General features: G+C 60.9%; 25 protein-coding genes, 1 tRNA gene and 2 pseudogenes. 10 read left to right on the forward strand and 18 right to left on the reverse strand.

The window, feature by feature from the left end; translation table 11 throughout:
- Positions 1-64: 64 nt before the first annotated feature.
- Positions 65-1,606, forward strand: a complete 1,542-nt coding sequence (locus tag NO347_RS14120; RefSeq protein ID WP_256290267.1) for a heme-binding protein — start codon at positions 65-67, stop codon at positions 1,604-1,606.
- A 361-nt stretch (positions 1,607-1,967) separates the two neighbouring features.
- On the opposite strand, the gene NO347_RS14125 is transcribed toward NO347_RS14120, so the two are convergent.
- From NO347_RS14125 to NO347_RS14150, 6 genes are all read right to left on the reverse strand, one after another.
- Positions 1,968-3,050, reverse strand: a complete 1,083-nt coding sequence (locus NO347_RS14125) for an aldo/keto reductase (protein ID WP_256290268.1) — start codon at positions 3,048-3,050, stop codon at positions 1,968-1,970.
- A 53-nt stretch (positions 3,051-3,103) separates the two neighbouring features.
- The gene (locus NO347_RS14130; RefSeq protein WP_256290269.1) at positions 3,104-4,495 is read right to left on the reverse strand and encodes an FAD-binding oxidoreductase; all 1,392 of its coding nucleotides are present in this window, start codon (positions 4,493-4,495) and stop codon (positions 3,104-3,106) included.
- Positions 4,496-4,560: 65 nt separating this feature from the next.
- Entirely contained in the window at positions 4,561-6,351 is a 1,791-nt protein-coding gene (gene pepF, locus NO347_RS14135; RefSeq protein ID WP_256290270.1) for an oligoendopeptidase F, read from the reverse strand.
- 90 nt (positions 6,352-6,441) lie between these two features.
- On the reverse strand, positions 6,442-6,870 hold the full coding sequence (locus tag NO347_RS14140) for a DUF7112 family protein (RefSeq protein ID WP_256290271.1): 429 nt from the start codon (positions 6,868-6,870) through the stop codon (positions 6,442-6,444).
- A 6-nt stretch (positions 6,871-6,876) separates the two neighbouring features.
- The gene (locus NO347_RS14145) at positions 6,877-7,299 is read right to left on the reverse strand and encodes a 30S ribosomal protein S6e (RefSeq protein ID WP_256290272.1); all 423 of its coding nucleotides are present in this window, start codon (positions 7,297-7,299) and stop codon (positions 6,877-6,879) included.
- Positions 7,300-7,413: 114 nt separating this feature from the next.
- Positions 7,414-8,544: an aminopeptidase gene (locus NO347_RS14150; RefSeq protein WP_256290273.1), complete on the reverse strand. Its 1,131-nt coding sequence runs from the start codon at positions 8,542-8,544 to the stop codon at positions 7,414-7,416.
- Between the two features lie 61 nt (positions 8,545-8,605).
- Here NO347_RS14150 and NO347_RS14155 point away from each other — a divergent pair, with 61 nt between their 5' ends.
- The 6 genes from NO347_RS14155 to NO347_RS14185 all read left to right on the forward strand — a co-directional run bounded on the left by NO347_RS14155 (position 8,606) and on the right by NO347_RS14185 (position 15,334).
- Positions 8,606-9,523 carry an ATP-grasp domain-containing protein gene (locus tag NO347_RS14155; RefSeq protein WP_256290274.1) on the forward strand — a complete coding sequence of 306 codons (918 nt, stop codon included), beginning with the start codon at positions 8,606-8,608 and terminating at the stop codon, positions 9,521-9,523.
- A gap of 39 nt (positions 9,524-9,562) precedes the next feature.
- Positions 9,563-10,462, forward strand: coding sequence for a phosphogluconate dehydrogenase (NAD(+)-dependent, decarboxylating) (gene gnd / locus NO347_RS14160; protein WP_256290275.1), 900 nt, complete (start codon positions 9,563-9,565; stop codon positions 10,460-10,462).
- Positions 10,463-10,563: 101 nt separating this feature from the next.
- On the forward strand, positions 10,564-11,151 hold the full coding sequence (locus NO347_RS14165; protein WP_256290276.1) for a 2Fe-2S iron-sulfur cluster-binding protein: 588 nt from the start codon (positions 10,564-10,566) through the stop codon (positions 11,149-11,151).
- Positions 11,152-11,227: 76 nt separating this feature from the next.
- Positions 11,228-11,300: transfer RNA gene (locus NO347_RS14170), tRNA-Arg, on the forward strand.
- 289 nt (positions 11,301-11,589) lie between these two features.
- On the forward strand, positions 11,590-12,447 hold the full coding sequence (locus tag NO347_RS14180; protein WP_256290278.1) for a universal stress protein: 858 nt from the start codon (positions 11,590-11,592) through the stop codon (positions 12,445-12,447).
- A 157-nt stretch (positions 12,448-12,604) separates the two neighbouring features.
- On the forward strand, positions 12,605-15,334 hold the full coding sequence (locus tag NO347_RS14185) for a cation-translocating P-type ATPase (RefSeq protein ID WP_256290279.1): 2,730 nt from the start codon (positions 12,605-12,607) through the stop codon (positions 15,332-15,334).
- Between the two features lie 61 nt (positions 15,335-15,395).
- Here NO347_RS14185 and NO347_RS14190 read toward each other — a convergent pair whose 3' ends face one another.
- Positions 15,396-15,878: a hypothetical protein gene (locus NO347_RS14190; RefSeq protein ID WP_256290280.1), complete on the reverse strand. Its 483-nt coding sequence runs from the start codon at positions 15,876-15,878 to the stop codon at positions 15,396-15,398.
- Between the two features lie 473 nt (positions 15,879-16,351).
- Positions 16,352-17,185, reverse strand: a complete 834-nt coding sequence (locus tag NO347_RS14195; protein WP_256290281.1) for a universal stress protein — start codon at positions 17,183-17,185, stop codon at positions 16,352-16,354.
- 181 nt (positions 17,186-17,366) lie between these two features.
- Here NO347_RS14195 and NO347_RS14200 point away from each other — a divergent pair, with 181 nt between their 5' ends.
- A complete protein-coding gene (locus tag NO347_RS14200) occupies positions 17,367-17,834 on the forward strand; it encodes a 2Fe-2S iron-sulfur cluster-binding protein (protein ID WP_256290282.1) in 468 nt (155 codons plus the stop codon).
- 155 nt (positions 17,835-17,989) lie between these two features.
- Here the strand turns inward: NO347_RS14200 and NO347_RS14205 are convergent, their stop codons facing one another.
- The 7 genes and pseudogenes from NO347_RS14205 to NO347_RS17395 form a co-directional block, all read right to left on the reverse strand.
- A complete protein-coding gene (locus NO347_RS14205) occupies positions 17,990-18,265 on the reverse strand; it encodes an amphi-Trp domain-containing protein (RefSeq protein WP_256290283.1) in 276 nt (91 codons plus the stop codon).
- A gap of 68 nt (positions 18,266-18,333) precedes the next feature.
- A complete protein-coding gene (locus NO347_RS14210; RefSeq protein WP_256290284.1) occupies positions 18,334-18,762 on the reverse strand; it encodes a pyridoxamine 5'-phosphate oxidase family protein in 429 nt (142 codons plus the stop codon).
- A gap of 109 nt (positions 18,763-18,871) precedes the next feature.
- The gene (locus tag NO347_RS14215; RefSeq protein WP_256290285.1) at positions 18,872-19,762 is read right to left on the reverse strand and encodes a universal stress protein; all 891 of its coding nucleotides are present in this window, start codon (positions 19,760-19,762) and stop codon (positions 18,872-18,874) included.
- A gap of 29 nt (positions 19,763-19,791) precedes the next feature.
- Positions 19,792-20,079: an amphi-Trp domain-containing protein gene (locus NO347_RS14220; RefSeq protein ID WP_256290286.1), complete on the reverse strand. Its 288-nt coding sequence runs from the start codon at positions 20,077-20,079 to the stop codon at positions 19,792-19,794.
- Between the two features lie 115 nt (positions 20,080-20,194).
- Positions 20,195-20,656, reverse strand: coding sequence for a DUF2267 domain-containing protein (locus NO347_RS14225; RefSeq protein ID WP_256290287.1), 462 nt, complete (start codon positions 20,654-20,656; stop codon positions 20,195-20,197).
- A 131-nt stretch (positions 20,657-20,787) separates the two neighbouring features.
- Positions 20,788-21,621, reverse strand: a complete 834-nt coding sequence (locus NO347_RS14230) for a universal stress protein (protein WP_256290288.1) — start codon at positions 21,619-21,621, stop codon at positions 20,788-20,790.
- Positions 21,622-21,737: 116 nt separating this feature from the next.
- Positions 21,738-21,869, reverse strand: a pseudogene (locus NO347_RS17395) (DUF2267 domain-containing protein); the annotation flags it as partial.
- A gap of 107 nt (positions 21,870-21,976) precedes the next feature.
- On the opposite strand from NO347_RS17395, the pseudogene NO347_RS14235 reads away from it, so the two are divergent.
- Together NO347_RS14235 and NO347_RS17490 are read left to right on the forward strand one after the other, a co-directional pair.
- Positions 21,977-22,471, forward strand: a pseudogene (locus NO347_RS14235) (universal stress protein); the annotation flags it as partial.
- Between the two features lie 11 nt (positions 22,472-22,482).
- Positions 22,483-22,671, forward strand: a complete 189-nt coding sequence (locus NO347_RS17490; protein ID WP_484494533.1) for a DUF7992 family protein — start codon at positions 22,483-22,485, stop codon at positions 22,669-22,671.
- A 234-nt stretch (positions 22,672-22,905) separates the two neighbouring features.
- On the opposite strand, the gene NO347_RS14240 is transcribed toward NO347_RS17490, so the two are convergent.
- The 3 genes from NO347_RS14240 to NO347_RS14250 form a co-directional block, all read right to left on the reverse strand.
- Positions 22,906-23,925 carry a tyrosine-type recombinase/integrase gene (locus tag NO347_RS14240; RefSeq protein ID WP_256290290.1) on the reverse strand — a complete coding sequence of 340 codons (1,020 nt, stop codon included), beginning with the start codon at positions 23,923-23,925 and terminating at the stop codon, positions 22,906-22,908.
- Between the two features lie 603 nt (positions 23,926-24,528).
- The gene (locus NO347_RS14245; RefSeq protein ID WP_256290291.1) at positions 24,529-24,741 is read right to left on the reverse strand and encodes a hypothetical protein; all 213 of its coding nucleotides are present in this window, start codon (positions 24,739-24,741) and stop codon (positions 24,529-24,531) included.
- Between the two features lie 87 nt (positions 24,742-24,828).
- Positions 24,829-25,158, reverse strand: a complete 330-nt coding sequence (locus NO347_RS14250; RefSeq protein ID WP_256290292.1) for a hypothetical protein — start codon at positions 25,156-25,158, stop codon at positions 24,829-24,831.
- Between the last annotated feature and the right edge of the window lie 360 nt (positions 25,159-25,518).

The raw sequence follows: 25,518 nt of genomic DNA on the forward strand, positions 1-25,518 counted from the left end.
ATCGATTCCCGTCGGCCGAGAACGACTCGCAACGCCCATACGGGTGGCGTGCTAACCCCGGCGTATGCCAGAGGCCCCACCGACAGACGAGGGCTGGTTCGTGCTGCACGACTTCCGCACCATCGACTGGGACGCGTGGCGCGACGCGCCCGAGCGCGAGCGCGAGCGCGCAGTCGAGGAGGGGACGGCGTACCTCGACCGTCACGAGGACGTCGCCGACATCGACGCCGACGAGGGGGCGTCGGCCGTCTTCTCCGTCCTCGGACACAAGGCCGACCTGCTCGTCGTCCACTTCCGGCCCACGCTCGACGATCTCTCGCGGGCCGAGCGTCAGTTCGAACAGACCGCACTCGCGGAGTTCACCGAACAGCCGACCTCCTACGTCTCTGTCGTCGAAATCTCGGGGTACACCGCACCCGAGTACTTCGAGGACCCAGAATCCGTCGACCAGGGAATCCGGACGTATATGGAAGACAAACTGACGCCGGAGATCCCCGACGACGAGTACGTCGCGTTCTACCCGATGTCGAAGCGGCGCGGAGAGGAGCACAACTGGTACGACCTCTCGATGGAGGACCGAGCGGAGATGATGGCGACGCACGCCGAGACCGGAAAGGAGTACGCCGGCAAAATAAAGCAGGTCATCGCCTCCTCGGTCGGCTTCGACGACTACGAGTGGGGCGTCACTCTCTTTGCCGGTGATCCGACCGACATCAAAGACATCGTCTACGATATGCGCTTCGACGAAGTCTCCTCGAAGTACGGGGAATTCGGCCAGTTCTACGTCGGCCGCCGCTTCCCGCCCACAGACCTCGGCGCGTATCTCGACGGCGCGGCCGTCCCGACGAGCGAACACGAAGACGAGGGGCACGCCCACGGCGAGGGCGGCCACGGACACGCTCACGGCGAAGGTCACGAACACGGCCACGGCGAATCTGCCCACGGTGACGGGCACGGACACAGCGGCGAAGACGGCGACGGCCACCACGGCGGCGCTCACGCGACCGACTCCGAGAGCGACGACGGCGACATCCGCGCGGAACTCGCCGATCTGGACATCTACGCCGGTCAGCCGCACGGCGAAGACGTCTACGCGACGGTTCTCTACTCAGAGGCCGACACCGACGAACTGTTCGACGAAGTCGAGGGCCTGCGGGGGAACTTCGAGCACTACGGCACGCACGTCAAGACTGCAGTCTACGAGGCCCGCGGGCGCGACCGCAGCGCCGTCGTGAGCATCTGGGACACCCAATCTGCTGCCGAGACGGCCGCGGGCTTCCTCTCGGAACTCCCCGAGATCGTCTCCCGCGCCGGCGAGGAGTCCGGCTTCGGAACGATGGGGATGTTCTACACGGTCAAGCCCGAGCATCAGGAAGACTTCGTCGACACGTTCGACACCGTCGGAGAACTCCTCGAAGAGATGGAGGGTCACCAGGACACCGACCTGATGGTGAACGTCGAAGACGGGAACGATATGTTCATCTCCAGCCAGTGGGACGCCCGCGAGGACGCGATGGCGTTCTTCCGCTCCGACGAGTTCAGCGAGACGGTCCAGTGGGGTCGCGACATCCTCGCTGACCGGCCGCGACACGTCTTCTTGGCGTAACAGAACGTTCCGACCACTCACAGAGGGTCGCTTCCACTCCACGTGTTCCTGCGACTGCAGCCTATGACACACCGCAGTCATCCGGTTTCGAAGCGAAACGAGGGGGTTCGGCTGTTACTTCGCCCGCTCGTCGACGACAGACGGTCGCGAGCGGTGAATCCGGCGAGACGGTCGGTCAGCGCTGCCGCCGGTATCCGAGGACGCCGACGACGCCCGTCAGGAGCGTCAGGGTATCCCACGGCGACGGGTCGACGTCGCGTTCGCGCGCGTCACGCCGGACCCAGAGGGTCAATACGACGTGTGCGACCGCGGTCAGCACGAAAAACGCTGTTTTTCGATCGGTCACGGCGAGAGGTGAGGGTCAGTCCGAGGACGCGGAGTTTCGCGGTCCGCTCGTCGCGCGCTTGTCGATCCCGGCGGCACGGATGTCCTCGCCGCCGACCGACGAGCGGAGTTCGTCCATCCCGTCGTCGCGGTCGACGCCGAAGTTGTCCGCATAGAGGTCGGCGACGCGCGCCATCTCCTCGTCGGAGAGTTTTGGCACCTCGGAAGCGGCGGCCCACTCGGAGATGTCTTCTTTCGTGTGGAACGTCGGCGTCACCGACGCGACCTCGTCGTAGGTGAGGAGGTAGGCGATGGCGGCCTGTCCCATCGTGCGCTCGCCGTCGCGTTCGAGGAAGCGCAGCGCGTCGACTTTCTCCCAGCCCGTCTCGTACCACGCGTCGGGGCGGAAGCCGCGGTGGTCGTCGAGGTCGTGACCGGTGTCGGGCGTCACCTGCTCGTTCAGGAGGCCCGAGGAGTGCGGCACGCGCGGGATGAGGCTGGTCGAGGAGCCGGTCTTCTCGATCGTGTCGAGGAAGTGGTTGCCGACCTCCTGCTCGAAGAGGTTCCAGACGAGTTGCAGGGAGTCGAACTCCTCTTCGATCGCCATATCGCCCTCGGCGAGCCATCCGATCGAGGGGCCGAGCGCCCAGCCGATCGAGCGGACGAGCCCCTCTTCGCGGAGTTCATCGAGCGCTTCGAGAACGTCGGCGTCGACTTCCTCGACGTTCGCGTTGTGGAGCTGGAGAACGTCGACGTACTCCATATCGAGCCGATCGAGGCTCTTTTCGGTCGCCGAGCGGACCCACTCGCCGGACATCTCCTTCGGGAGTTCGCCGTGTCCAGCCTGGGGGTTGTTGTAGAAGTCGTAGCCGACTTTCGTGGCGACGGTGACCTCCTCGCGGTAGTCGGCGAGCGCCTCGCCGAGGACTTCTTCGCTTTCGCCGTGGCCGTACACGTCGCCGGTGTCGAAGTACGTGATGCCCTCGTCGATGGCGTGGTGGATCATCTCGATCGCGTCCGATCGCGTCCGGTCGCCCCACCAGTCGGTGCCGACGACCCACGCGCCGAAGCCGACTTCGCTCACTTCGACGTCGGAATCGCCCAGTGTCCGATGGTTCATATCCCACGGTTAGAGGTCGATTCACTTATACTGTCTGCTACCGCGCTACAGGGTCACTCGCGCTCGTATCGGAAGACGCCAGCGGGGTCGTATCGCTCGCGCACCCGGCGGAGTCGGTCGGCGTGCGTCGCGTACACGTCGTCGGCGTCGGGGGCGCTCCCGCCGGCGAAGTTCGGGAGCGTGCCCGGCGTGGAGTCGAGAGCGCGGAACTCTCGACAGGTCTCACGCACCCACTGGACGTTCTCCGGCGTCGCCATCGGGTCGTCCCAGGCGGCTTCGACGTTCACGACGACCGCCGCGTCTCGGCTGACCACCGGACTCGTCTCGTCGGAGACGCGTTCGACCGCGCCGTGCATCGGCCAGACGACGACCGTCGAGAGGTTCGAGGGCGCGCTCGTCGCCGCATCGGCGAGGAGATCGATCGCGTCGTCGCCGAGTTCCGGGAGCGGCACCGACTTCCAGAAGTAGTGACGGCCGTCGGGGAAGTCGTGGTCCATCATCGTCTGGAGGTCGGTGTACGCCATCGTGTCGGTCGACGCCGCGAAGGCGTCCGCCCGGTCGATGAACGGTGCACATTCGTCACGCCCGGCCACAGGATCGCCCGCGTAGACCCCCGAGAGAACGAAAGCGAACTCGCCGTGCCGGTCGGCCGGAAACTCCGCCGTCGCCGGGACAGCAGCGAAGTACGGCGAGACACAGGACTCGTCGGGTGCGTCGCCTTGGTACTCGCGGTACGCTCGGAGCGCGTCGGGGGCGGCATCGACCGGCAGCCACGACTCGAAGTAGAGCACGTCGTGATCCAGCGGGTGGAGGTCGAACTCGAACGCAGTGACGATGCCTACGGTGCCACCACCGCGGGCCGCCCAGAACAAGTCTGTGCGTTGGTCCGGACCCGCCGTTACGCGCTCGCCCTCGCCGGTGACGACGTCGATCGACCGGAGGTTGTCGGCCGAGAAACCGTGTTTCGGCGAGAGATAGCCCGTTCCGCCGCCGAGCGTGAGGCCGGCGACGCCGGTGTCCGAGAAGACCCCGCCGGGCGTCGCGAGGCCGAACGACTGAGTCGCGCGGTCGACTGTGCCCCAGGTCGCTCCCGGGCCAACGCGTGCCGTCCGGTCGTCGGGATCGACGCGCACCCACTCCATTCGGGAGCAGTCGACGACGAGCGCTCCGGACGCGATCGACGCACCCGAGACGCTGTGTCCGCCGCTTCGGACCGTGAGGTCGACGTCGTGCTCGCGAGCGAACGCGACGCTCGCTCGCACGTCGGCAGTGCTCTCGCAGTACGCGATGGCCGCGGGGTATTCGTTCACCATCCCGTTCCAGACGCGGCGCGCCGCCGCGTAGGAATCGTCCGTCGGCGTGACGAGCGACCCGTCGAGTCCCGACGAAAACCGATCGAACGGGAGTGAGGCGGCGATCGCTCGCGCCTCTCGATTCGCGTCCATATCGGGTCGAAGAAGTGGTGTGGCTTACCGCTTGGGGCTGACGCCGCCGCCTCCGAAACCGCGGCTTAGAGCAGGTCGGCCATCTGATCGAGGTAGTCGTCGTACACCGAGAGCGCGGATTCGATCGGTTCCGGCGAGGTCATATCGACCCCGGCGGTGTCGAGGACGTCCATCGGGTATTCGGCGCCGCCGAGCGCCAGCGCCTCGCGGTACGCCGCGGCGGCGTCCTCGCCCTCTTCGAGGATCCGCTCGACGATCGCGACGGCGGCCGAGATGCCGGTGGCGTACTGATAGACGTAGTAGTTGTAGTAGAAGTGCGGAATGCGCATCCACTCGCGGGCGATCCGGTCGTCGAGTTCGGCCGGGTCGTAGAACTCCGCTTTGAGGTCGCGGTACGTCTCGTCGAAGCGGTCGGGCGTGAGCGCGCCCTCGACCTCGGCGACCTCGTGGATCTGGAGTTCGAAATCTGCGAACATCGTCTGGCGATAGAGCGTCGAGCGGAAGCGTTCGAGGTACTCGTCGAGGACGTGCATCCGGAGTTCGTCGTCTTCGACGGTTTCGAGGAGGTGCTGCGTCAGAAGCGTCTCGTTGACCGTCGAGGCGACCTCCGCGACGAAGATCGTGTAGTCGGCGTACTGCCAGGGTTGCTGGTCTTTCGCGAGTTCGGAGTGCAGTGAGTGGCCGAGTTCGTGCGCCAGCGTGAACATCGAGGCGATGTCGTCCTGGTAGTTCATCAGGATGAACGGCTGGGTGTCGTAGGTGCCGGCCGAAAAGGCGCCCGAGCGCTTGCCGCGGTTCTCGTAGACGTCGACCCAGCGCGACTCCAGGCCTTCTTCGACGCGTTCTTGATACCCCTCGCCGAGCGGTTCGAGCGCGTCGACGATGTACTCGGTCGCCTGCTCGTAGGGAATTTCGGGCCCCTCGTCACCCGTCATCGACATATACAGGTCCCACATCTGGAGATCGTCGACACCCAGCGCCTCACGCTTCAGTTCGCCGTGGCGGTGGAGACTGTCGAGGTTCTCCCGGACGGTCTCGACGAGGTTGTCGTACACCTCGACCGGGACGTTGGGGCCGTCGAGCGCGGCCTCGCGCGCGGTCTCGTAGTTGCGTGCGCGGGCGTACTTCACGTCTTTCTTGACGCTGTTCTTCAGCGAGGTGCCGACGGTGTTGCGGACGTCGGCCCACTCGTCGTAGAACCGTTCGTAGACCTCCCGGCGGAACGCACGGTCGGGGTGTTTCTGGAGTTTCGTGAAGTTCCCCTGCGTGATCTCGACGTCCTCGCCGTCTGGACGCTCGACGGTCGGAAACGTCATATCGGCGTTCGAGAGCATCCCGTAGATGTCCGAGGAGGCGCCCGCGACTTCGCCCAGCTCGGCGAGCAGCTCTTCGACCTCCGCCGACCGGGTGTGCGGCTTCATTCGCAGGACGTCGTCGAAGTAATGCTCGTACTCCGCGAGCTCGGGCTCGGCGTCGACGAAGGACTCGACGTCGCTCTCGTCGAGTTCCTGTAGTTCGGGTTCGAGGAAACTCGTCGCCGACTGCGCCGACGACGAGAGGGACTCCGCTTTCGCCTGGAGCGCCTGGTACTCCTGATTTCGGGTGTCTTCGGCGCTCCGGAGGCTCGCGTAGCTGCTCACTTTCGAGACCTCTCGGAGGATCTCCTCGCGGAGTTCCAGCAGTTCGAGCAGCGTTTCGGGACTCTCTGTCGCGCGGCCCTCGTACGCCCGGAGGTCGTCGACGCGGTCGCTGACGGACTCGTAGGCGGCCTGCCAGGCCTCGTCGTCCTCGTAGATGCTCGCGAGGTCCCACTTGTCCTCGGTGTCGATTTCGCTCCGTTCGGGAACCTGACTCATACCTGGAGAAACAGCGGAGTGGTGGTAAGGCTTACTCACGCGGGGAAATTGGGGGACAGAGCAGAAGCGAGACGAGAGAACCCGAACGCGTTACTCGCGGAGCGAGGAGGCGATGTCCTGAAGCGACTCGTTCGGGCGCGCGGGGACGTCGTAGACGAGTCGGTCGCCGGGTTCGCGGAGCCCATAGCAGAATCCCGGATCGAGTTCGTCGAGTTCGACTGCGTCGTCGGGGCCGCGGTCGTGTTCGTCACACCACTCGACGAGTCGGTTCTCGCCCTCGCGTGGCTCGCGGGCCAGCCGTTCGTTGTCGTAGGACCCGCGAATGAGCAGCCCAGTCGAGTCGGAAACGACCCGCGCGTACGTCGTGACGCCATCGAGTAACAGTCGGACGACGTCGCCCTCCTCGGCGGCGACACCGTCGGGGAGGCGAAGACAGGGGCGTCTGGTGCCGCCGCTGCGGGCGAGCGTCGCGTGAAGGCTCGTCACCGAGGGGTGGTCGCTCGGGACGCGCTCGGACACGGTCGCTTACTCTTCGTCGGCTTCGTCGCCGGCTTCTTCGCCGGCTTCTTCGTCTTCCTCGTCGCCGCCGAGGACGTCTTCGATTGCGCCGTCGACGACGGAGGCGTTGACCTGCGCCGTCTCTTCGGAAACCTGCCGACCGCGGACGGTGATGCGCTTGCGCTCGCCGTCGCGGGAGGGCTTGTAACCGACGCCGCCCTCCAGGAGCAGTTCCTTCAGGTTCGATCCGGCGACGTTTTCGCGCATCGGGCGGCCAGCCTCGTCGGAGCCACCGGTGAGTTCGAGGGTGAGTCCGTCGAGACCGACGGCACCGCCGTCGACCTCGTCGCCGAGTTCGCGACCGAGGAATCGGTTCGCGTCCTGTCCGTCGACCTCGAACTGCTGGGTGTGTCCGGTCTCGTCGGAGACGACGACCTTGAATTCAGCCATAGGGGAGACGAGACGGCCGCCGATAAAAAGTACGTCGAAAGCGACTCTCGGGTGAACGCCGTACGGGGCGGCTCACGCCCCTGTGCTGGTCGGTGTTCTGTCGGCGCTGACAGTCTACGTCTCGGAGTCGGTCTCGAAGCCGTCCTCCCCATCCTCGAAGCCGTCCTCCCAGTAGAATCGCCCGTTCCGCTGGATCACGTCGCCGTCGACCTCCAGCCGGGAGTTTTCGCTAACGTCGGTGATGAGGTCGGTATGGATGGCCGAGTCGTTGCCGGATTCGCCCGCGGGCACGCAGGCGTCGTACGCGCGCCCGAGCGCGAGGTGGACAGTATCGCCCATCTTCTCGTCGAAGAGGACGTTGTCGGTGACGCGGTCGATGCCGCGGTTCATCCCGATGCCGAGTTCGCCGAGTCGACGCGCACCGGCGTCGGTATCGATGAGGTCGGCGAGAGTGTCTTCTCCAGCGGCGGCGGTGAAGTCGACGACCTCGCCGTCTTCGAATCGGAGCCAGACGTCGCGGACGCGTGCCCCGGAGATGGTCATCGGGACGTCGAATCGAACCTCGCCTTCGGTGTCGTAGGGAGCCGTGAAGACCTCTCCGGAGGGGAGATTGTGCGAGTCGTAAGCGACAGAGGCCGCAGAGTTCACCGCGTTCCGACCCTCGATCGACATCGTCAGGTCGGTGTCGCCGGACACCAGCCGGACTTCGCTGCCGGCGTCGAGAACGTCCTTCACGCGGCTCATCTCCTCGGCCAGGGACTCCCAATCGCGGAGGATCGCCTCGTAGACGAAGTCCTGGTAGGCCTCATACGACATCCCGGCCTGCTGGGCGAGCGAGCGGGTCGGGTGGACCGTCGAGACCCAGTCGGTCGCGAGGCGGGCCTCCCGAACTCGCTGGTTCGCGCGGGCGGCAGCCTGTCGGGTCTCGCCGTCGACGTCGGCCGTCGCGAACGTGTTGCGACCGCCGCCGAGAGCGAGGACCGAGTCGGCGTTCTCGTAGAGTGCGAGTTCGTGTGCCGGCGCTTCGTCGAAGTCTCCCGCGTGCGCGCGGAGGTACGCGCGAGAAACCTCTCCTGACGCGTACGTGGTGACGACGTTCGCGCCGCGTTCACCGAGCACCTCCGCGACGGCAACTGCGAGGTCGTGTGCGCCTTCGGCGACGCTGACGACGACGTCGTCTCCCTCTTCGATCCGAGCGCTCCAGTCGACAAGGATCTCCGCGTGTTCGCGGATGCGTTCGTCCATACTCGGTCCTCGCGCGGCGCGGTGAAAAACGCTTATCGCCCGGCGGGAGGGAACCTCGGGCGTGACCACTATCGCACTTGCCACCTGCGAGGAACTTCCGTCGCTCGTCGACGACGACGCCTCCTTCGTTTCTGCTCTCCGCGACCGCGACGTGACCGTCGAGCCGGTCGTCTGGTCCGACGACTCGGTCACGTGGGATCGGTTCGACGCCGTGCTCGTCCGATCGGTCTGGGACTACTATCGCCACCCCGAGGAATTCGCGGCGTGGATCGACCACCTGGAAGCGGCCTCGCGTCCGGTGTGGAATCACCCCGAGACGCTGCGGTGGAATCAGCACAAATTCTACCTCCGCGACCTCGAAGAACGCGGCGTCTCGACGCTCCCGACGGAGTACGTCGAACGCGGTCGCGACGTCGAACTATCGACCATCGTCGACGACCGCGAATGGGACGAGGTGGTCGTCAAGCCCGCCATCAGTGCGGGCGCATTCGAGACGAGACGGATCGCCCGTGCGGACGCTGCAGACGAGCAAGTCTGGTTCGACGACCTACTGGCGGAGCGAGATGTTCTCGTCCAGCAGTTCGCCGGCGGGATCACGGCAGGCGAGTGGTCGCTGGTGTTTTTCGACGGTGCATTCAGCCACGCCGTCGTCAAGCGTCCGAAGGCGGGCGACTTCCGCGTACAGGAGGACCACGGCGGCAGCGTCGCGGTCGAGAGTCCGAGCGAGTCGCTCCGCGCGCAGGCCAACGACGTCGTCGATGCAGTGACGGCAGAGATGGACGGCGAGCGCCCCCTGTACGCCCGCGTCGACGGCATCGAACGCGGAGAGTCGGGTCGTCTGGATCAGACCGAACCCGGCGCTGGCGTCGACACCGACTTTCATCTTCTCGAAGTCGAACTGATCGAACCGGAACTGTTCTTCCGCGTCGACGACGGCGCCGGCCCGCGACTCGCTGAGGCGCTCGACGAACGGCTCTAAACCACAATCACTACCACCTCCGGCGGCGGAATCGGTCGTATGCAACTGGGCGTTATCGGACTCGGCCGGATGGGACAGATCGTCGTCGACCGTGTGCTAGACGCGGGCCACGACGTGGTGGCGTTCGACCTCGATGCGGAGGCAGTCGCGACCGCCGCCGACGCGGGGGCGACGCCCGCGGAGAACCTCGACGACCTCACCGACCGACTCGGCGCAGAGAAACGGATCTGGCTGATGGTGCCGGCGGGCGAGGCCGTCGATGCGACGCTCGAAGAACTCGAACCGCACCTCGGCGCAGACGACGTCGTCGTCGACGGCGGCAACTCACACTTCGAGGCGTCCGTCCGCAGAGGGGAATCGACCGACGCGGCGTACCTCGACTGTGGGACCTCCGGCGGTCCGGCGGGAGCCGAACTCGGCTTCTCGCTGATGGTCGGCGGCCCCGAGTGGGCCTACGAGGCGATGACGCCCGTCTTCGACGCCGTCGCGACCGGACCCGATGGCCACGACCGGATGGGGCCGAGTGGGTCGGGCCACTACGTGAAGATGGTCCACAACGGCGTCGAGTACGCCCTGATGCAGACGTACGGCGAAGGCTTCGAGTTGCTCGCGAACGGTCGCTACGACCTCGATCTGGAGTCGGTCGCGCGCACTTGGAACAACGGCGCGGTCATCCGCTCGTGGCTGCTCGAACTCTGCGAGGAGGCGTTCCGCGAGGAGGGCAGCGACCTGGGCGACGTTGCTGACCACGTCGCCGGCGGTTCGACCGGGACGTGGACGGTTCAGGAAGCGCTCGAACAGGAGATCCCAGTGCCGCTCATCTACCAGGCGCTCGCAGAGCGGTTCGATAGTCGCGCGGACGACGGCCGGTTCGCCCGGCGACTCGCCAATCGGCTGCGGTACGGGTTCGGCCGCCACGAAGTGAAGCGGCGCGACTAGCACGACGGAGGTGAACTCCCTGTTCGTCGGGTTCGTTCGTCGCTGACGACCGCGGCGCGGCAATCACAATTTCCTTAACCCCCGACTCCGTAGCCGGCGATATGGTCGAAATCAACCTCGTGGGGCTGGGCACCGGGGTGGCCCTGGCGCTCCTCGCGGTGGCGCTGCACTACGCTCGCGGCACCGGATGGACGCCCACCGCGGACATCACCCAGGAGGTGCTCGAACAGCGGGCGAGCACCGTTTCGGAGACGGACTTCCCCGAACCGATGAACCGGTCCATCGGCGGCGGTGCCGCCCCCGCAGGGGCTGTCACCGGCGGCGAGGAAGGGGCCGAACTCGAAGAGAGCGGGGAAGCCGAGGAATCGAGTCCTGCCGACATTCCCGAAGACGAAATCGAGTACTTCGACGTCGAGTACGTCAAGCAGGGCGAGACCATCGAGGTCGCGAACAACGAGACAGTTCTCGAGGCCGGCGAAGACGAAGGCTGGGATATGCCGTACGCCTGCCGTCAGGGTCAGTGTGTCTCCTGTGCCGGCCAGATTACCTCCGGCGGCAACTCCGAGGACTACGTCGTCCACGACAACCAACAGATGCTCGACGACGCCGAGCTCGACGAGGGGTACACACTCACGTGCGTCGCGTACCCGCGCGCCGAGTTCTCGATCGAGACTGGCGAGGCTCCCTGAGACGGCCGCGCTTTTGATTCGACGTCACAGACCTGTTCACAACGGTTAAACCACCGGCCGGTCTATCCAATTTCGAGGGCCCGTAGCTCAGTGGACAGAGTCCCTGGTTCCGGACCAGGATGTCGCGGGTTCAAATCCCGTCGGGTCCGCTAACGTCATAATCGCAAAACTGCGGTCGAATTTTCTTCACGGGTGTATCTGATTCGTCTCGACGCGTGACGGACTCCCCTCTCTGTGCTGGGTGGCCGAGATACCGTACTCAAATGCGAAGCGCTCGGCTGGAATCGACAGTCCTATGAAATCGTCCTGATGTTCGCTATCTCGAACACAGAGCCACTTTGTGAACCACTTTTACCATGAAGCCAGTATCCATTCAACATAATAGATTATGAATAGCCGACTCCCATCTTGATGTGGCCCCCTGAACAAATTCAGAGTGTGTTCGACAACATCCTCATTCCGACGGACGGAAGTGACTGTGCGCAGGCGGCCCTCGGTTACGCCACGGATCTGGCGACGCGCTACGAAGCGAACGTGCACGCCCTATGTGTGGCCGATTCCAGGACGCTCGATACCGGCCCCCAGTCAGACGAGGTCAGAAACGAACTCGCGGCGGTCGCAGAGAGAACCTGTGCTGAACTCTCTCAGAGCGGCATCTCCACACAGCAGGCCGTCAAGACAGACATCCCCCACAAAGCGATTCTGAGATACGCAACCGAACAGGAAATCGATCTCATCGTCATGGGGACGCACGGCCGAACCGGCGTCGAACGGTATCTCCTCGGGAGTGTCACCGAGAAGGTCGTCCGGCTTTCAGATGTGCCAGTGTTGACGGTCAAAACAGAGGATGACGGTAACGTCACGTACCCCTACACCGACATCTTGGTGCCGACCGACGGGAGTGAGGGGGCTGAGGCCGCGATTGGCCCCGCTGTCAGTGTTGCGAGCAGGTACGATGCTCGCATCCATGCGTATTCTGTCATCGATACGGTGGCGATAGGAGTCGATGTCCGTTCCGGTGCAATCCTCGAAGCACTCGAAGAGTCAGCCCAATCCGCGGTAGATACCATCGAGGAGCAAGCGACCCAAGCGTCTGTGTCTGCGGTCGAAACTGCGATAGAATACGGGAGCCCCTACCGAGGGATTCGTTCCTACGTTGAGGAGCACGATATCGACCTCGTCGTGATGGGTACCCACGGACGCAGTGGGCTTGAGCGATACCTCCTCGGAAGCGTCGCCGAAAAAACTGTTCGCACGTCACCAGTTCCTGTCATGACCGTTCGTCAGCCTGAGTGAACAGCGGTCAGGAATGTCTCTTGGGCTGTCTCACAGCGTAGAATCTGCCGTTCTCAACACTGGCTCCGTCCTGAATTGCCCCTCCGGTCAACGGACACCCTGCTTCTGTACTCGACACTGACCACTAAGTCGCCCCCCAGCGTACTTCCAGTAACTAATGGCTGTCTCCGCTTCAACGGACACCGAATCCTGGTATTCGCGGGGGCTAAGCCAGATTTACGACTCTCTTGACGCCGATTCAGATGGTCTCTCGACCGAGGAAGCTGAAAGCCGACGATCCGAACACGGCCCAAATCGCCTGCCGAAGGCAAAGCCGGTCACCGTGTGGCAGATCTTCCTCCGTCAGTTCAAGAATCCGCTCATCTACATTCTCGCCATCGCGGCAATCGTCTCGTTCGCCATCGGCGAGGAGACTGACGCTGGATTCATCGCTGCGGTCCTATTGGTCAATGCGCTGGTCGGTGGTATCCAGGAATGGCGTGCGGAACGCAGTAGCCAGGCACTCCAACAACTCATCCGTACCCGCGCGACGGTCATCCGCGATAGGGAGACACGCGACATCGATGGTGAGGATGTGGTTCCCGGCGACGTCGTCCTTCTCGAATCGGGCTATCGTGTTCCTGCAGACATTCGCTTAGTCTCCACTCACGGCTTGGAAATCGACGAGTCGGCACTCACTGGCGAATCGGCACCCGTCCTGAAAGACGAAGAGTGGGCGGGTGACGACCGGGCCCCACTCGGCGACCGGCGCAACATGGCCTACGCGGGAACCGTGGTGAATCGTGGACGGGGCCGCGGTGTCGTTGTCGAAACGGGTGCTGACACGGTCGTCGGCCGACTGGCCGAGGACGTCACGGCCGTCGAGGGCGGGCAGCCACCTCTCGTGATGCGCATGGAACGGTTCACCCGCATCGTCGGCCTCGTCGTCCTCGTCGCCGCAGCGATCACTGCGCTTCTCGGGATTTTCGTCCAGCAGTACGACGCCGTCGAGATGTTCCTGTTCGCCGTGGCACTGGCCGTGTCGGCGATTCCCGAAGGACTCCCCGTCGGGATCACGGTCGCACTGGGCGTCGCCAGTCGGCGAATGGCCAAAGTCGGGGTCATCGTTCGCCGCTTGGTGGCTGTCGAGGGACTCGGCAGTTGTACGATGATCGCGTCGGACAAGACCGGGACGCTAACAGCCAATGAACTGACCGTCAAACAGATTCAACTCCCCGATGGAAGCACGTTCGAGGTGACTGGCGAAGGGTACGCTCCGGAAGGGAACGTCCTCCAAGACAGGCATCCTCCGAAGCCAGACCTCGCCGATGAGTTGTCTCGTCTCGCTCGCGCATCTGTGCTCTGCAACGAGGGTCACCTGTCTCGGCGGAACGACGAGTGGACGTGGCGCGGTGACCCGACCGACATCGCCCTCCTCGCGCTCGGTCGCAAGCTCGGGTGGTCCCGCCAGTCGGCGCTCGATGCGCATCCACAGATCGACGAGATTCCGTTCGAGCCGGAACAGCGATACGCGGCGACGTTCCACCGGACAGACGATGAGTCGCGGGTATTCGTCAAGGGCGCACCCGAGCGCGTTCTGGAAATGTGCACGGATGCAAGCGAAGGCGAATTTTCACTGCCAGTGCTCCAGCAGCAGGCAAACGAGATGGCTCACGAGGGATACCGTGTCCTCGCTGTTGCGGAAGGAACAGTGGAGACCAGCGGGGAGCTGGAACAGCCACCTTCCGAACCAACCGACCTGACGTTTCTGGGCTTTCTCGGGCTGATCGATCCGCTTCGATCCGGCGTGGCGGAAGCGATTGCGTCGGCGCAACAGGCTGGTATCACAGTCACGATGATCACCGGAGACCATCCGGAGACGGCACTCGCTATCGCCCGGAACCTCGGACTTGCTGAGTCGGCAGACGAGGTAACCACTGGAGCCGAACTCATGGATACCTCGCAGGAGAAACTTGCAGAAATCCTCGAAAAGACCCTGGTGTTCGCACGCGTCTCGCCGGACCAGAAACTCAAGATCGTCGAAGCTGCCCGGGGTATGGGCCACTACGTAGCTGTAACGGGTGACGGCGTCAACGATGCCCCCGCACTCCGGCAGGCGAATATCGGTATCGCTATGGGGAAGATGGGGACTGACGTGGCCCGGGATGCGGCGGAACTCGTGATCAGCGACGATAACTTTGCGACGATAGTCGCCGGTATCGAACAGGGCCGTGTTGCGTTCGACAACATCCGCAAGGTCATCTTCCTGCTCATCTCCACCGGCGCTGGCGAAGTCGCCCTCGTTCTGTTGAGTCTGGCGGCGGGACTTCCACTCCCATTAGTGCCCGTCCAGATTCTCTGGTTGAACCTCGTCACGAACGGGATTCAAGATGTCGCCCTTGCCTTCGAACCAAAGGAGGGGAACGTGTTGAATCGGCCACCGCGCTCGCCGGACGAGCGGATCTTCAATCAGATCATGATCGAACGGACGCTCGTCGCCGCGCTGGTGATCGGCGTTATCGGGTTCGGGACGTTCGTCTGGTTGTTAGATCAGGGGCTCTCAGAGGCTGCCGTCCGCAATCACCTGCTCCTCCTGATAGTCCTGTTCCAGATGGTTAACATCGGCAATGCCCGATCCGAGACGACGTCGCTGTTCCAGCTCTCACCGTTTCGGAGCCCGATCTTGCTCACCGGAACAATTACAGCGTTCTTGGTCCACCTCGGTGCGATGTACTTCCCGCCCGCTCAGGCGGTCCTCGGCACGGCACCTGTCGGGCTGGAACAGTGGCTCGTTCTCGGCGGGATTGCCCTGACCATCGCAGTCGCTATCGAACTTCACAAACTGAGCTGGAAGCTGCGATACCCTCCACGCTCCGAGATAGAGGTACAGACACCCCCCGAAACTTAACGAGGACGAAGCGGAAAGAAACGATTCTCCGTAGAAGAGTACGTGGACGAATCGAATCAGGTCACGAGATACCGCTCGGATACTTCCCGTGCTTCCGGTAGTGGGCAACGACCTTGATGAATGCCCCGACGTGCAGTCCGACGACGATGACGATGGAGAGAACGTACAGGAGGTGGAGCGGATCTTCTGTCGGACCCTCGCCCCGAAGGAACGCCTGATCGTAGATGTGGACAGTCAGGAGCCAGAACATAACGTACGTTCCGTGGCTCTGGTGCCACTTCCAGGCTTTGGGCCCCATGAAGCGGTATGCCCAGATGTTCGACGTGAACAATAGAATGACGGCGATTAAGACACCGACGATAGCAGCGAACGCCCACGGACTCATACCAACCACGAATCCAATGACGTCCCAGCCGAAGAACTGGAACACCAGGCTCACGTGGACCAGGGACCAGAGTACGAACCAGATACCGAGTTCAGATCGGAAGTACAGCGGGAAGTTCCCCTTGAACCGCTGATTGATCGACGGCCAGATCTTCGTCACCGGCCCGATGACTAATACCAGAAATAAAAGGGACCAGGGAACGGCGGCGACGATCCGAGAAAACCTGTATCCAGCCGCCCACAACAACGCTGCTAACGCGAAACTTCCGACAACGACGGCAGCGTGATGTTTGCCGCGGTTGAACGGATCGACTGTCATATCTACTATCATTGGCCGCACTCGACTTTAAAACAGGGTACGTAGGTGTCAATATCGGCGGATACGTGTTGTCTGCGAGGAAACTATGCGCGTTCGGCTCCTGTTACATAATTGTTGATCCGTTCTTCGAAGACTCTTCGAGGTTTTTCACGGAGTCAACGAGATCGGAAACGGCGGAGGAAATCATGGAATTTCGAGAAGAGTCCGCCCGCGATTCCGGCCGAACACAAACGATGGTACGGAAATGTGAATACCGTCCATCGGACTTATTGAGCGACTTCACAAGCTCTACAGACCAGCGACAGTTGCTTTCATCATTCTGTGTCTTGTCGCACGGTAAGTACGGGCGCATCGCTCGTGCGCAAGACCCTCTCAGTGACGCTTCCAAGTAAATGACGGCGAATCCCCGAGCGACCGTGTGTCCCCATTGTAACGAGGTCTATCCCATGAGCGCTGACGAAATTGTTGATCGCCTCGTGGGGCATCCCGGGCTGGACGTGTGTGGTCAGGGAGATGTCGCGTTCCGATGCTTGCTCCGCTACTGCATCAACGATCTCGACCGCTTCGTCACGGAGCGGATCACCGATTGGTGGAAGCCCTATCTCATTTTCAATCACACAGAGCACGCGTACCGCGGCTCCCAACCGTTCGGCAATGGATATGCCGTGGTCGACCGCAGCAGTAGCACCAGGACTCCCGTCTGTCGGGATCAAGATCCTCTCGTATCCCTCCCTCTTTCTGCCGATTGCATGGGGTGGCACTGCTACAACGGGGTCGTTACTCAACCGAATTACGCGTTCAGTGACACTGCCGAGCAGGACACGGCTCAGTCCACGTCGCCCATGTGTCCCCATGACGATGAGATCAATGTCGTTCTCTGCCGCATAGGAAAGGATCGCTTCGTACGGACTCCCGTGCTCGATGACTGACTGGCAGGAGAGGTTTGATTCCTGCTCGAAAAGCTCCTCAAAGTGAGAGATGGCGTCTTGAGCCTGTGCTTTCGCAAGCCGATCATCGCGTTCTTTCTCACCAGTGACGCTAATGACGTGGACGGACGCGTCGAATGCTTCTGCGATTACGATCCCATGGTGAGCGGCGGCTTCTGCAGATCGACTCCCGTCGGTCGGCACGAGTATGCGGTCGTACATAGGGGGGATTTTGGCGGCCCTCGTACTATGTTCTTGTGTGCCATTGGTTGCTGACACCTGGTCTGGATGAAAGACGTGTACCGAGGATGGCTCCGAAAGATGCGAACGAGTAGGTGAGCGCAAATCATCGGCCGTGTTGCGACACTATGGCTTATGTTGGTGCCTCCGTTATCTCAAACGTATGAACGAGCGACAGAACTCCAGCGCTTGCCAACCGTCGAGCGACCCGAAGACAAGTGCTACAACCTCTCGGGACCTGCCGGACGAGGAACGTCGCCGCCTGTTGACTGCGATGGGTGGTGTCGGAGTCACTGTGCTCGCGGGATGTCTCGATGAGGGCGAGAGCGACGTCGCCTCGTACAGCGTGGTGTTTCTGGACCAAGAAGAACGGACCGAGGTCGAGATATCCGAAGACGAGAAACTGCTGTACCCCGCCCTCGACGCCGGTGTCGATATTCCGTATGCGTGTGAAGTAGGTAGATGTGGACAGTGTACGGGGAAGTACGACGGTAATGCCAACGAGGTAATTACCCACGACGGTAACGAATTCCTCGATGAGGATCAGATCGAGGAAGGGTGGCTGCTAACCTGCGTCGCGTATCCCAGAGGCGATTTCGAACTCGAAATCGCCCATCCAGACGACGAGTGACCCCCCTCATAAGTATATACTCGACTTAATTATTACCGATAATCCACCGCTCACGGTGTCCAAACCGATTCTATCATAGGCAGGAGCGCTGATTCTCTAGGTGGTGCTCTCGTTGCCGTTCTATATATTTACTACCGGAAAACGGCGGTTAACAGTTATCCGATTTCAAGTCCGCCACCCTCTTCACTGTCTTCCGGCCATTCGAGTTCGAACTCGATGCTCAACTCTTTCGGCCCGTTGGTCGGTCCTTCGCGTTCGGCTTTCACCTCGAACGTCGGCTGAGCGGGAGGATCGAGAATCACGGAGTCGCCACCCGCCTGGAGTGTGACTGCGTCACCGGCGTTGAGTTTATCGACGACTGATTGAAGGTACGATGCAATCTGTTCTCGGCTCATGCGCTGCTCCGATTTGAAGAGGACTTCCTCTGGCATACAGCGAGTGACTACGTGACGAGGGTAGTTAAGAGAATATGCACCCGCTCTCTTCGATTTGCTCGCTCTCAAGTTCCTGCTTCTTGTTGGCCAGTCACCTCGTCCGGGGTGAGCCGGAAGAATCGGAACTCTAGCGTAAGGGGATGACTGTCGTACACGTCCACGAAGGGGATTTTCACTCGCTGAATCGCCTCGGCGACTTCGGGGTCGAGTGCGGATTTCGTGATCTCTTCCAGGCTGCCGGTTGCGATGACGCTTCGCCAGCCACGGTCGGTTTCGTCGTACGTAACGAACGAAATCTCCCTGTCTTCATCGATGAGATCTTTCTTTCCGGCGTCCTTCGGACCGACGGCCAGCCGGAAGTAGAAATTCCTCGCCTCTGCGTCGTATCCATACGAAATTGGTCGGGTGTACGGGGGACCGTCGTCCGGCGGGTCGAACGAGATGACACCGGTTCCACCACTCCCCAAGAACTCGTTCCGTTCCTCCGTACTCATCCGTACCGAGCGAACATCTTCCATGCGAATACTTCGGAGCGGGTTGTCAAAAGATGTCACCCGACGTCGAACCCTACCGGAGGTGCGGTTCTGCACTCAGCCATCCCACTCAGGAATCGGAGGGATCATCTGCGTCAGATTCTCGAACCCACATCACCGGCACTGGCGACGTTCGGACGAGTTTGGCGCTGACGCCTCCCATGATATACCGACTGAAATCGGTTCGGCCGTGGGTTCCCAAGACGGCGAGGTCAATTTCGTTCTCGGCGATGTAGTCACGAATCACTTTCGACGGCTCACCGTGCTGTATCACGTTGGTGACTGGATCAAGCGACGCTTCCCTAGCCCTCTCGGAAGCTTCGTCGATGACTTCGTGCGCTCGCTCGCTCAATTCGCCCTCTTTCAGCACGGATCGTGCATCCGGACCGAGGCTTCCCGTTTCGACCACATGAAGCAGATGAAGCCTGGCATCTGTCGTCTTCGCCGCATTGATTCCTGCCGTCAACGCGAGTGCTGCTCCCCGGCTCCCGTCCGTCGGGACGAGGATGCGCTGGGGTGGATACGCGAGTGGCCGATTCCGATCAGGATTGACTGCGATTACCGGTACCTCTGCGGTGTTGATGACTCGTTCAGTGACGCTCCCGAGGAGGAACCGTTGGAGTCCACGTCGCCCGTGCGTCGGCATGACGATACAACCGATGTCCGACTGCTCGCTGTAGTCAGTGATCGCCTCGTACGGGTCGCCCTGGAGTACCTCCGAGACGACGGGAATGCCGCGTTCTGTTGCACGCTGTGCCGCTTCCGTTACGATCTCTTCTCCTTCCTGCTCTAGGATGTCGGTTACATTGCCGCGAATCCGGACGAGGCTGTCTTGGCTGGTGTCCGCAACGTTGAGGATGTGGATCGTGGCTTCGTGTTCGGACGCTATCTGAAGTGCGTAATCAAGGACTGTATCGGCTGGCTCACTTCCGTCCGTTGGAAATAGGATTTGGTCGTACATAATGACGTAATCCGGGGAGAGGAGGGACCTTACTCCCCCTCGGAGCTGATGTCCAGGCTTCCCTCTTCCGGCGTCTGGGCGTCACGCCACCAGACTAGCTCGAACTCGATACTCTGTTTCGCCTCGGTATCGCCTTCGGTCCAGTCCGACTCGCCTTCCAACTTGAAGGTCACTGGATTCGTCGGATTCAATCGCACCTGCTGACCACCGAGTTCGAGCGTCACGTCTCCACCGTCGTCGAGTTGATCTGCTAATTCGCGGAGATATGATGCGATCTCTGACCGTGATTTCTCACTCTCGGTTTCGAGCTCTCCCATACCGAGTGGTACGTCGGACACTCCAATAAGCGACAGGGGGAGGTTTCGAACCCGGGAAACCAGTCTTGACGATGAACGAGGGACACGACTCAAGTGGCCGGGGGACCCCTCAGACTCAGCTGGATTCGTCTTGGGGACCGCCTCCAGTTTGTGCCTCTTGAGCGTCTCCCCATCCCCCGGCGTCAACCACCTCGAAAAGTTTCCGCCAGTTTTCGTCGTCTTCGCTCTCGGGCAGTTGATTGCGGAGTTGTTGGAGGTCGGATGGGGGAACGAGTGTACTCACGAGATCAACGATAACCTGTGCGTGGTAGGCTGCCTCCGGTCGATCTGCACCTTCGATCTCACTGACGCGCGTAACGAATTCCTTCCAGTCGAATCGCTGGCCGTGTTCGTGGACGGCTCCAGTCATGTACCACTTTATCTCCATTGGGAGCGATGCGGCGAGATCCTCAGCGTTTCCCTCGGGGACTCGCTGACCCAACGTCATCAGCGTCGCTCTAATCGCACGGACAGCCTCACCAGTCGCCGGGAGTTCGAGACGGTGTTGCACCTCTCCGGTAAATTCGTCGAAATTCATGGTTTTCCTCCCGATGAAGTACGGTTCGAGTTCTCATAATTCCTCGCCAGTTGCCGTCACCGAGCAGTATTCGATCATCTATCCTCCCTCTGCACATACTCCCGGTCCAAGGGGGCGGCAAAGGGCGGCTCTCATTCAGTATCTTGTCGTACGGTGAGTACCGGTGCATCGCTCGTGCGCAAGACTCTCTCCGTGACGCTTCCGAGTAGATGACGGCGTAACCCTGAGCGTCCGTGCGTCCCCATTGCAACGAGATCGGTCCCATGTGCACTGACGAAATTATTGATCACCTCGTGGGGAGTTCCGGGCTGGACGTGAGTGGTCAGAGTGACTTCGCGTTCCGACGCTCGTTCTGCAACTGCTTCGAGTACCTCGACCGCCTCGTCACGCAACGAATCACCAAGTGGTGGAAGTCCCGTTTCACCTTCGATTACATAGAGTACACGCACTGTGGCTCCCACCTGTTCTGCAATGGCTAGCCCGTGATCGACTGCTGCCGTAGCAGCAGGACTGCCATCCGTCGGGATGAGGATCCTTTCGTATCCGTCCCTCTCTCGGCCCATTGCATACGGTGGGACTGCTAACACGGGGTCGTTGCTCAACCGAATTACGCGTTCAGTGACACTCCCAAGGAGGACACGACTCAGTCCACGTCGCCCGTGAGTCCCCATGACGATGAGGTCGATATCGTTCTCTGACGCATAGGAAAGAATCGCTTCGTACGGACGCCCATGCTCAATGACCAATTGGCAGGAAAGGGCTGATTCTTGCTCAACGAGTTCTTCGAGCGTAGATACGGCATCTTGAGCCTCTGCTTCTGTAGGTCGGTCACTACGCGCTTGCTCATCGACGACGCTTATGATGTGAACCGATGCCTCGAAGGCCTCTGCAATCACGATCCCGTGACGGGCAGCGGCTTCTGCAGAGGGACTCCCGTCAGTTGGGATGAGGATACGTTCGTGCATACAGGTTCTTGGCTGTGCCGACACTATGTTCTTTGGTAGCATGGGTTGGAAACAGACTTTTGGATGGTGGGGGATGACGAAGTTACCCATCAAAGTTGAACTCCATCGGGAAGGGTGGCGAGGAACTCGGCGTTCCCCTCCGAAATACGCTTGACTAGGGTCTTCAGGCTCCCTCGAATCGCCCGCACCGTTTCGCCAGTTCCCGGGAGTCCGTAGCGGTGCTGTTCCTCTCCTGTGAATTCGTCAATCCTCTTAGATTTCCTCTGGAACCACGTGATAAACTCGCTGCCATCTCGGCTGTCGAATGCACTCTGGCAAACGATGAAGGAAGTACCCGACAAAACTCCGTACAGATATGTACAACCGTATTGTGATCGCTGTAGACGGGAGTGACGAAGCGAAACGAGCAGCACGACGTGGGCTCCGACTCGCTCAGGGCTTCGACGCGACCGTCGATGCTCTCTCTGTCGTCGAACAAAAAGCACTCCGACTCACAGAAACCGCTAATGAGAAGGCTCAGTTGCGCGAACGTGGGGAGGCTGCCCTCACGGAAATTGAGGAACTTGCATCAGAGTTCAGTCAGACCGTTAACACGAATCTGCAAGAAGGAAAGCCCGCTGTCCGAATCAGCGAGTACGCTGACGAGCAGGACGTAGACCTGATCGTCGTCGGGAGACAGGGATTGACCGGGCTCAGTCGGCGTCTCTTGGGCGGTGTTACCGAACGGATCCTCCATCGAAGTGACGTCTCCGTGCTCGTCATCTCGGGCGAGTACAACGGAGATGAGGTGGAGGCCGATTATTCACGAGTCCTCATCACGACGGATGGCAGTGAAAACGCCGAAGTGGCGATTCCCCAGCGATTCCGGATGACTGGCGGGAGCGAGACGCGACTAAGTCGCTCAATTCGAGCACAGTTTCACTGATCGACGGTGAGTTGGACGATCTTGGCCGAGCCGTACAGGAGGTATTGGAGGACTACCTCGAACGGAACAACGAAGCGTCCGACTATGGTTGGGGTGAGGAAACGTACGGCAAACGCGAGGAGTGATTCCAGTCACTTCAGCCTGCCCGACGGTGTCCGAGATGCAGATTTTCTCTGAAAATAAGCAATCGCCACTGCTCTTCGATTGCGGTCGGAACGTGCTGACTATGCGCTTTGTATCTTGCAACACGGCAAAAATATCCTCTCCGTCTGTCAGGAATCGCAGCGGTCGGTTCGCACAGCTTCCTACCGGCCGTTGCAGTCGGGAAATGTCGAATCAATAGGGTTTCAACAGAATCGTTAAATATTGTCGAGATACCCTCTACGCTGCTCCATCTTCTCCTGTTTGGACCGGCGGTCATAATGCGTCTTCAGAATTTCGGGGGAGACATTGGCCCGGTCACTCACGACCGGTTCGGGCATATCAGACGAGAGCCAGTAGGTGATTGCACCCCGCCGAAGCGCATGAGGTGACACCGATGACGGACACTTCGATGCGTGTGTCCGGTCGGTCGCGGGCTTGCATTGCTCAATCTCAAGGCCATGCGGACATTCCCCAGTAGTCAGACACGGTTTCGTCACCGAATACATGTACGTCTGAATTGTTGTCGGATGGGCTCGTCCCTGTGGAGTGGACAGCAAGGGGTCTCTGCCAGTATCATCTGTTGTAGAAGGACGGCGGTGGCCAATCCACGCATCCAACACTGAACAGGTCTCGTCGGACAAGGCAATAAAGCGCTCACCACGTTGCTTGTTCTTGAGCGGAGTACCGGTCCTGGGGCGATGTTTCACTTCCAACGACTGATCGTTCGCATCGTAATCTTCGACGTCAAGCGCGACAACTGCACCCCGGCGGAGGGCAGCTCGCCACATTAATCGAAAGCAGACATGACGTTCAGACGCATACTCGTACGTGCTGAGATAGTTCAGAATCTTTTCGGCAGCCTCGGCGGTCACCATCACGTCACGAGAGTTCTCTCCGATGCTCAGACTCGGAGAGATGACTTTCGTCGAAAGATCGGTGTGAACGGCATCGATTGATTCACACCAGCGGATGAACACCCGGATGGTGTCCATCTGGGTTTTCTCGCTCGCGGGCGCGAGGTCACCATCTTCTCGACGCCACAGACGGTATCGGTGAAGGTCACGGCCCGACAGAGGGTTGAGATTCGTGAGGTTTTCGTTGTGACACCACTGCAGAAAGTGATTGAGTCGGGATCGTTGTGAGCGGAGTGTCGCTTCTGCAAACTCTGATTGTTTCTCTTCAAGGTACGATTCGACGGCGTCTTCTGGGGAAATCGGCTCTAACTCGAAGTGCATGGCGTGCTCTCTTGTGGATGTGAAATCACCAGAGAGAGCGCTTCTCTGTGAGTTTCAGGATTTGTTGTCTGGGTTTCGTCACACGGTATTACGTGTGCCCGTCGGGTCCGCTATTCTATCACGAACGAAGTGAGTGTAGAATAGCGACAGCCGCGGGATTTGAATCAGGGAGCGAACGCAGTGAGCGACCGTGGTTCCAAATCCCGTCGGGTCCGTTCGGCCTTCGGCCTCACTCCCCCGACGTAGTCACGTTCGCTGACGCTCACGTGACTCCCGTCGGGTCCGTTCTGTGGAATTTACGTATGAACGGGGCGTATTGAACCGTCGTCGAGTCCGCGATTGCCCGCTCGACGTTCTCCATCATACTTCAGCCAAGCGAGACCGGCGTTCACACCCGTGTCACCACTATTACACACCGCCCCGTTTGCGCTCAGTATTCTCCCGTCGACGGGGTGCGGTCATTTATGCGACGGCAAATCGCCTGCCTACGCGTGTGTCGGGGGGGAGAGAATATCTTGCCGCGCGAACGTTCCTGTGTGGATCCAATAAACACTGATAGAGTTTAAATTGAAAGGGTGTGGAGTCTATCGTGAGTCAGACGAGTCACTCGACGTAACCCAACTCTCGAAGTCGCTCTTCGAGGTCGGCGTCGAGGTCGACGTCGGACAAGGTATCGGTGATTTGCTCGTTCCGCACGCGGACCACGTCGAGGAGCTGCAAGGCTGTCCGGAGTTTGAAGTGAACGTCTGCTCCGTTCGTGTCTTCGATCACGCTCTCCAGGAGCGAAGCGAGGGTATCTGACGTGTTCTGAGACATAGAAGCGGTTTGTCGCAGTCGTGCAAAAACTGTGGGGTCCGTACAAATATAGTAGTATTTGCGAGCGGGAAGACAGCCGATTGGGCGTTACGTCTCCGTCTCGTCGGGTATTTTCCACGTGTTGCCGTCGAGTTCCAGTAACCCGTAGCGCTTGAGCACTTGCAGAAGATCGACGAGCGACTCGGCGTCGTAATCGACTGTCATCTCGGCAGGGAGCTCCGCGGCGATCGTACTCCGCGTCCCGGCCTGCAGCCGCTCGACAGTTTCGAGGACCTCCTCGGCGTCCCTCAAAAGAGGATAGATAGAATCATTTCGATCAGTTTTAGGCCCCAATTTCTCGATAACGTCTTGGTACGGCCCAGATAATTCCATTGAGACGTGAATCGAATTGTTATCTGTGGATTCTGGATCTGTCATACGACGAAGTGAGAACAGAGCGTACAAAATTGCTTCTATCTGGGGTGAGACAGAGCTATCAGTCCGAGAAAACGATGAGTTTTCGTTCCGCAGCAGTTCGGGAGCGGACGTAATCCGCGCCCAAGAGTTGCAGATCGCACGTTCGATACGAGAGAATCATAACATACGTACGTATGTTAGAGGTTCGTTCAGAAGAGACAGTTCGAGACTGAGAACCACCAGATCGCACGACGGCGTGTACTCGGGGGGATAAAGACGTACAGGACTACGCAAATCTGCCGAGTCGTCGAATTCCAGTTCGATCTCGAAGGGCGCAACGACGGGTCGCAGAGTCGTACCGGAGATATCTGTCGGCTAAAG

Source organism: Halobellus inordinatus, from assembly GCF_024464655.1.
GTDB lineage: Archaea > Halobacteriota > Halobacteria > Halobacteriales > Haloferacaceae > Haloquadratum > Haloquadratum inordinatus.

Bases quoted from the DNA above. Each gene is read 5' to 3' on its own strand.
- NO347_RS14120 (WP_256290267.1), top strand. From the start codon at position 65: ATGCCAGAGGCCCCACCGACAGACGAGGGCTGGTTCGTGCTGCACGAC.
- NO347_RS14125 (WP_256290268.1), bottom strand. From the start codon at position 3,050: ATGAACCATCGGACACTGGGCGATTCCGACGTCGAAGTGAGCGAAGTC.
- NO347_RS14130 (WP_256290269.1), bottom strand. From the start codon at position 4,495: ATGGACGCGAATCGAGAGGCGCGAGCGATCGCCGCCTCACTCCCGTTC.
- pepF (WP_256290270.1), bottom strand. From the start codon at position 6,351: ATGAGTCAGGTTCCCGAACGGAGCGAAATCGACACCGAGGACAAGTGG.
- NO347_RS14145 (WP_256290272.1), bottom strand. From the start codon at position 7,299: ATGGCTGAATTCAAGGTCGTCGTCTCCGACGAGACCGGACACACCCAG.
- NO347_RS14150 (WP_256290273.1), bottom strand. From the start codon at position 8,544: ATGGACGAACGCATCCGCGAACACGCGGAGATCCTTGTCGACTGGAGC.
- gnd (WP_256290275.1), top strand. From the start codon at position 9,563: ATGCAACTGGGCGTTATCGGACTCGGCCGGATGGGACAGATCGTCGTC.
- NO347_RS14165 (WP_256290276.1), top strand. From the start codon at position 10,564: ATGGTCGAAATCAACCTCGTGGGGCTGGGCACCGGGGTGGCCCTGGCG.
- NO347_RS14185 (WP_256290279.1), top strand. From the start codon at position 12,605: ATGGCTGTCTCCGCTTCAACGGACACCGAATCCTGGTATTCGCGGGGG.
- NO347_RS14195 (WP_256290281.1), bottom strand. From the start codon at position 17,185: ATGTACGACCGCATACTCGTGCCGACCGACGGGAGTCGATCTGCAGAA.
- NO347_RS14200 (WP_256290282.1), top strand. From the start codon at position 17,367: ATGAACGAGCGACAGAACTCCAGCGCTTGCCAACCGTCGAGCGACCCG.
- NO347_RS14205 (WP_256290283.1), bottom strand. From the start codon at position 18,265: ATGCCAGAGGAAGTCCTCTTCAAATCGGAGCAGCGCATGAGCCGAGAA.
- NO347_RS14210 (WP_256290284.1), bottom strand. From the start codon at position 18,762: ATGAGTACGGAGGAACGGAACGAGTTCTTGGGGAGTGGTGGAACCGGT.
- NO347_RS14215 (WP_256290285.1), bottom strand. From the start codon at position 19,762: ATGTACGACCAAATCCTATTTCCAACGGACGGAAGTGAGCCAGCCGAT.
- NO347_RS14220 (WP_256290286.1), bottom strand. From the start codon at position 20,079: ATGGGAGAGCTCGAAACCGAGAGTGAGAAATCACGGTCAGAGATCGCA.
- NO347_RS14225 (WP_256290287.1), bottom strand. From the start codon at position 20,656: ATGAATTTCGACGAATTTACCGGAGAGGTGCAACACCGTCTCGAACTC.
- NO347_RS14230 (WP_256290288.1), bottom strand. From the start codon at position 21,621: ATGCACGAACGTATCCTCATCCCAACTGACGGGAGTCCCTCTGCAGAA.
- NO347_RS14240 (WP_256290290.1), bottom strand. From the start codon at position 23,925: ATGCACTTCGAGTTAGAGCCGATTTCCCCAGAAGACGCCGTCGAATCG.
- NO347_RS14245 (WP_256290291.1), bottom strand. From the start codon at position 24,741: ATGTCTCAGAACACGTCAGATACCCTCGCTTCGCTCCTGGAGAGCGTG.
- NO347_RS14250 (WP_256290292.1), bottom strand. From the start codon at position 25,158: ATGACAGATCCAGAATCCACAGATAACAATTCGATTCACGTCTCAATG.